The organism is Actinotalea ferrariae (assembly GCF_019733465.1).
In the GTDB taxonomy this organism is placed as follows: Bacteria; Actinomycetota; Actinomycetes; order Actinomycetales; family Cellulomonadaceae; genus Actinotalea; species Actinotalea ferrariae_A.
Map to the genome: position 1 here is coordinate 1 of NZ_JACVQL010000097.1, position 5,011 is coordinate 5,011.

The 5,011-nt window shown below is 75.8% G+C and carries 4 protein-coding genes and 2 pseudogenes; 3 read left to right on the forward strand and 3 right to left on the reverse strand.

Features of this window, described 5'->3' with window-relative positions; translation table 11 throughout:
- Both ICW40_RS08575 and uxaC read right to left on the reverse strand, forming a co-directional pair.
- Nucleotides 1-545 (reverse strand): annotated as a pseudogene (locus tag ICW40_RS08575) (mannitol dehydrogenase family protein); the annotation flags it as partial.
- Nucleotides 542-1,975, reverse strand: a complete 1,434-nt coding sequence (gene uxaC / locus ICW40_RS08580; RefSeq protein WP_221653417.1) for a glucuronate isomerase — start codon at nucleotides 1,973-1,975, stop codon at nucleotides 542-544. The gene uxaC and the pseudogene ICW40_RS08575, both read right to left, overlap by 4 nt.
- A gap of 99 nt (nucleotides 1,976-2,074) precedes the next feature.
- Here uxaC and ICW40_RS08585 point away from each other — a divergent pair, with 99 nt between their 5' ends.
- Complete coding sequence (locus ICW40_RS08585; protein WP_221653418.1) at nucleotides 2,075-3,388, forward strand: lactate racemase domain-containing protein; 1,314 nt, start codon at nucleotides 2,075-2,077, stop codon at nucleotides 3,386-3,388.
- Nucleotides 3,385-4,263 (forward strand): D-hexose-6-phosphate mutarotase, encoded by an 879-nt coding sequence (locus tag ICW40_RS08590; RefSeq protein WP_221653419.1) that lies wholly within the window; start codon nucleotides 3,385-3,387, stop codon nucleotides 4,261-4,263. Before ICW40_RS08585 ends, ICW40_RS08590 begins: the two co-directional genes overlap by 4 nt.
- Nucleotides 4,264-4,279: 16 nt before the next feature.
- Here the strand turns inward: ICW40_RS08590 and ICW40_RS08595 are convergent, their stop codons facing one another.
- On the reverse strand, nucleotides 4,280-4,540 hold the full coding sequence (locus tag ICW40_RS08595; protein ID WP_221653420.1) for a hypothetical protein: 261 nt from the start codon (nucleotides 4,538-4,540) through the stop codon (nucleotides 4,280-4,282).
- Between the two features lie 126 nt (nucleotides 4,541-4,666).
- Here ICW40_RS08595 and ICW40_RS08600 point away from each other — a divergent pair.
- Nucleotides 4,667-5,011: pseudogene (locus tag ICW40_RS08600) on the forward strand (molybdopterin-dependent oxidoreductase); the annotation flags it as partial.

Sequence of the window (5,011 nt, forward strand, 5' to 3'; positions counted from 1 at the left end):
CCGGGCAGGTTGTCGCACGGGACGAGCGTGAGCGGTCCGGCGTCCGCTCGACGGCGGGCCGCCAGGCCGGCGACGAGCCGAGCCGGCACGGTGCGCACCAGGGCGCGCGGGTCGGCCCGCAGCGCGTCGAGGTCGGCGCGCACGTCGGGCCGGTCGAGGTCGAGGCCGCCGTCCGCCCGCAGCGCGTAGCCGGCCTCCGTCACGGTCGACGTGACCAGCGCGACCGCGGGGTCCGCGAGGTGGCCGAGCCAGGACGCGTGGTCGTCCGCGGCGAGCGCCGCGGCGACGGACTCGACCGTCTCGTACCGGTCGCCGTCGGGCCCGCGCACCGCGAGCGTGTACACGGCGTCCTGGGCGGCGAGAGCCCGCGCGAGGTCGGGCCGACGGCCCGTGAAGGCCGCGATGCCCCAGGCCGCCGCGTCGGGCGCGTGCTGCGTGTACCAGGCCTGGTGGGCCCGGAAGAAGCTGCCCAGGCCGAGGTGGACGTGCCGCACGGGCGGCCGGGTGCGCGTCCGGGTCGGCACCCGCGTCGGGGTGGCGCTCACAGCCCGAACACCTCCCTGGGGCGGCCGACGACGAGGTCGACCGCCGTCTCGAGCGCCTCGTCCTCGTCGAGGCGGTGTTCGGTCACGAGCTGCGCGAGGGCCCCGGCGTCGAGGCGCCGCGCCATGTCGTGCCGTGCGGGGATCGAGCAGAACGCCCGCGTGTCGTCGATGAAGCCCGAGGTCCGGCTGAAGCCCGCGGTCTCCGTGACGGCCGCGCGCCACCGGCGGATGGCGTCCGGAGCGTCGAGGAACCACCACGGTGCGCCGACGTAGACGGAGGGGTAGAAGCCGGCCAGCGGCGCCAGCTCGCGCGAGACGACGGTCTCGTCGAGCGTGAACAGGACGAGCTTCAGGCTCGGGTGGGTCCCGTACCGCTCGAGCAGCGGGCGGAGCGCGTCGGTGAACTCGCCGGGCAGCGGGATGTCGTGGCCGGTGTCGGGCCCGAAGCGCTCGAGCGTCGGTCGGTGATGCCCTCGGCGCACCCCGGGGTGCAGCGTCATGGTCAGGCCGTCCTCGGTCGCCATGCGGGCCATCTCGAGCAGCATGTGCCGCCGCAGCGCGGTCGCCTCGGCCGGGCTCGCCGTGCCCTCGACGGCGGCCCGGTAGACGCGGTCGCGCTCGGCAGGCTCGAGCGGGTCGGTCCGCACGTCGGCGTGGCTGTGGTCGGTGGACCGCGCGCCGTGCGCACAGAAGTGGTCCCTGCGGTCCTCCATCGCGCCGACCCAGCCGTGCCACGTCCCCGTGTCGACGCCGCTGACCTGCGCGAGCCGCGCGACGTCGGCGCGCCACCCGGGCGCACCGGCCTCGAGGTAGCGGTCCGGCCGGAACGTCGGGACCACGCGTCCGGTCCACGTCGGGTCGGCCGTGAGCGCGGCGTGCGTCGCGAGGTCGTCCGCGGGGTCGTCGGTGGTGGCCAGGACCTGGATGCCGAAGCGCTCGTAGAGCGCGCGCGGCCGGAACTCCGGGCGGCCGAGCCGCTCGTGCACCAGGGCGAAGACCGTGTCGGCCGTCGCGGCGGACGGGCGCACGTCCACCCCGAAGATGCCGGCGAGCTCCTGCTCGAGCCAGTAGCGCACGGGCGTCCCGCGGAACACGTGCCAGTGCTCGCACAGCGCGCGCCACGCCGCCCGGGCGTCGGGCTCGTCGAGCGGACCACGGCCGACACCCAGGACGTCGAGCGGCACGCCCGACGCGTGCAGCAGGCGCGTCACGTAGTGATCGGGCGTGACGAGCAGCGCGGCCGGGTCGCGGAACGGCGTGTCGTGCAGCAGCAGCGCGGGGTCCACGTGGCCGTGCGGGGAGACGATCGGCAGGTCGCGCACCGCGTCGTACAGCCGACGCGCGACGGCGCGCACGGCCGAGTCGGTCGGGAGCAGCCGGTCGGGGTGCGGTGCCAGGCGGGGTGCCGAGAGCGCGGGTGCGGTCGTCATGCCAGCGAGTCTCCGCGCGGCCCGGGCGGCACGACAACCGGTTGCCACGAGTTGCACGACAGCGTTGCCGCGGCGCGGTACGAGCGGCAGGGTGGGGCCATGACGACGAGCTCGCCACCCGCACCGGCACCCGCTCCGGCAGGCGCACCGTCACGCGCCGCCGTCGTCGGCGGGCCGGACGCGGTCCTCACCGACGACGAGGTCCGCGCCTTCGTCGCCGAGCAGGTCGGCGGCCTCGACCTCGACGGGCGGAGCCTGTGCCTGGTCGTGCCCGACGGCACGCGGTCGTGCCCGCTCCCCCTGCTCGTGCGTGCCGTGCACGAGGTCGCGCACGGCAGGGTGTCACGGCTCACCGTGCTCATCGCGCTGGGCACGCACGCCCCCATGGGCGACGCGGAGCTCGCCCGGCACCTCGGCTACGCCGACGGCGGGCTCGAGCAGACCTACCCAGGCACGACGGTGCTCAACCACGAGTGGTGGGACGAGTCGACGTTCGTCTCCGTCGGCACCATCGCGGCCGACCGCCTCGCCGAGCTCTCCGAGGGCCGCCTCGTGCGCGACGTCGAGGTGCGGCTCAACCGCGCCGTCGTCGAGCACGACGTCACGCTCATCGTCGGGCCGGTGTTCCCGCACGAGGTCGTCGGCTTCTCGGGCGGCAACAAGTACCTCTTCCCGGGCGTCGCCGTGAAGGACGTCATCAACGTGTCGCACTGGCTCGGGGCGCTGATCTCGAGCGTCGAGATCATCGGGACGCGCGGCACCACGCCCGTGCGCGCCCTCATCGACGAGGCGGCGGCCCTCGTGCCCGGCGAGCGGCATGCGCTGTGCCTCGTCGTCCGCTCGGGCACCGACGACCTCCACGCCGCCGCCTTCGGCTCGGCGCAGGACGCGTGGGCGGCGGCCGCGGACGTCTCCGCCGAGACCCACGTGCGTTACCTCGACGCGCCCGTGCGGCGGGTGCTGTCGCTCGTGCCCGAGAAGTACGAGGACATGTGGACCGGCGCCAAGGGCTTCTACAAGGTCGAGCCCGTCGTCGCCGACGGCGGCCAGGTCGTCCTGTACGCACCCCACATCACCGAGATCTCCGTCATGCACCCGCAGATCCTCGAGATCGGCTACCACTGCCGTGACTACTTCGTGAAGCAGTGGGACCGCTTCAAGGACGTGCCGTGGGGCGACCTCGCGCACTCGACCCACCTGCGCGGAGCGGGCACGTACGACGACGAGCACGGCGAGCGGTGCCGCGTGACGGTGACCCTCGCGACGGGCATCCCCGAGGACGTCGTGCGCGCCGCCAACCTCGACTACCTCGACCCCGCCGAGGTCGACGTCGACGCGTGGTCGCAGGACGCCGACACCCTCGTCGTGCCGCAGGCCGGCGAGGTGCTCCACCGCCTGCGGACGCAGGCGTGAGCGCGCCCGCCGGCACGCTGCCGCCTTCGGTGTCCCACGCCGTCGAGGGCGCGTTGCCCGTGATCCGGGTGGCCGGTCCGGCCGCCGACGCCGTCGTGCACCTGCAGGGCGCACAGGTCACGTCGTGGACGCCGCGCGGCGGGGCTCCGGTGCTGTGGTGCAGCGACCGGACGCGGCTCGAGCCGGGCGCGGCGGTGCGCGGGGGCGTCCCCCTGTGCTTCCCGTGGTTCGGCGCCCACCCCACCGACCCGTCGGCCCCCTCGCACGGCTTCGCGCGGGTCAGCACGTGGCAGCTCCTCGGCGCCGAGGAGGCGGGCGACGAGGTCGTCGTCCGGCTCGGGCTCTCGGACGACGGCGCGACCCGCGTCTCGGCGTGGCCGCACCGCTTCTCCGCCGTGTGCACGGTCACGGTCGGACGGCAGCTCACCGTGGCCCTCGCCGTGACGAACGAGGACGACGTCGACGTGGAGGTGACGCAGGCGCTGCACACGTACCTCGCCGTCCGGGACGTGCGCACGACGAGCGTCACCGGCCTCGAGGGCGTGCCCTACCGGGACAAGCCCTCGGGCGGCACCGAGATGCCGGGGAGCGCCGACCCGGTGCGGTTCGACGGCGAGACGGACCGCGTCTACCTGGGCACGACGGGGACCACGGTGGTCGACGACGGGACCCGACGCCTCCTCGTCGGCAAGGCCGGCTCGGCGACGACGGTCGTCTGGAACCCCGGACCGGAGCGCGGCGCCGCGCTGGGCGACGTGGGTGCTGCATGGCCCGGGTTCGTGTGCGTCGAGGCCGCGAACGCAGGACCGGACACGGTCCGCCTGGCACCCGGCCGGAGCCACGAGCTGTCGACCACCGTGGCGGTCGAGCGCTGACCCGTGCGCCGACACGTCACGCCGTCAGGGCCAGGTAGGCCTCGTCCTCCGGCACGCGCGCGCTGACCGCGAGCGCGCGGGCGAGCGCCGTGACCGTCGTGAGCAGGTGCTCGGGGCCGATCCGGACCACCTCGCCACGCGGGCCGACGAGCTCCGCCCAGAAGCACTCGAGCACGCCGTCGTACCCCCAGCGCGCGGTGGTCCAGCCCGGCACGAGCGCGGCGCGCTCGAACGGCGACCGGGACGAGGGACGGACCGGGAGGACGGCTGCGCTCATGCGCCCACCCTCCACCCGACCACCGACACGACCGCCGGGCCGCGGGGTCGCCGGGCCACCGGGCCAACCGGGGGTGGCGGGGCACGGCCGGGTGACAGCGGGTCGCCGAGGCGTCAGGCTCAGCGCATGTCCCGTCGCGCCGGCGCCGCCCTCGCCGGGCTCCTCGCCGCCGGCCTCACGCTCGGCGTCGCGCAGCTGCTCTCCGCCCTGCTCCCCGCGGGCTCGGCGCCGCTGACCGCCGTCGGCGACGCGTTCATCGACGTCACGCCCGCCTGGCTCAAGGACCTCGCGATCGCGGCGTTCGGCACCGCGGACAAGACGGCGCTCCTGGTCGGGATGGTGCTCGTGCTCGCTGCCGTCGCCGCGGCCGCCGGCGTCCTCGCGCTGCGCTCGCCCGGCGCGGCGACCGCCGTGGTGGTCGCCGTCGGGGTGCTCGCGGGCGTGGTGGCGGCCGGACGCCCGGGCAACGGG

Coding starts and splice junctions, on each gene's coding strand:
- uxaC (WP_221653417.1), bottom strand. CDS start 1,975: ATGACGACCGCACCCGCGCTCTCGGCACCCCGCCTGGCACCGCACCCC.
- ICW40_RS08585 (WP_221653418.1), top strand. CDS start 2,075: ATGACGACGAGCTCGCCACCCGCACCGGCACCCGCTCCGGCAGGCGCA.
- ICW40_RS08595 (WP_221653420.1), bottom strand. CDS start 4,540: ATGAGCGCAGCCGTCCTCCCGGTCCGTCCCTCGTCCCGGTCGCCGTTC.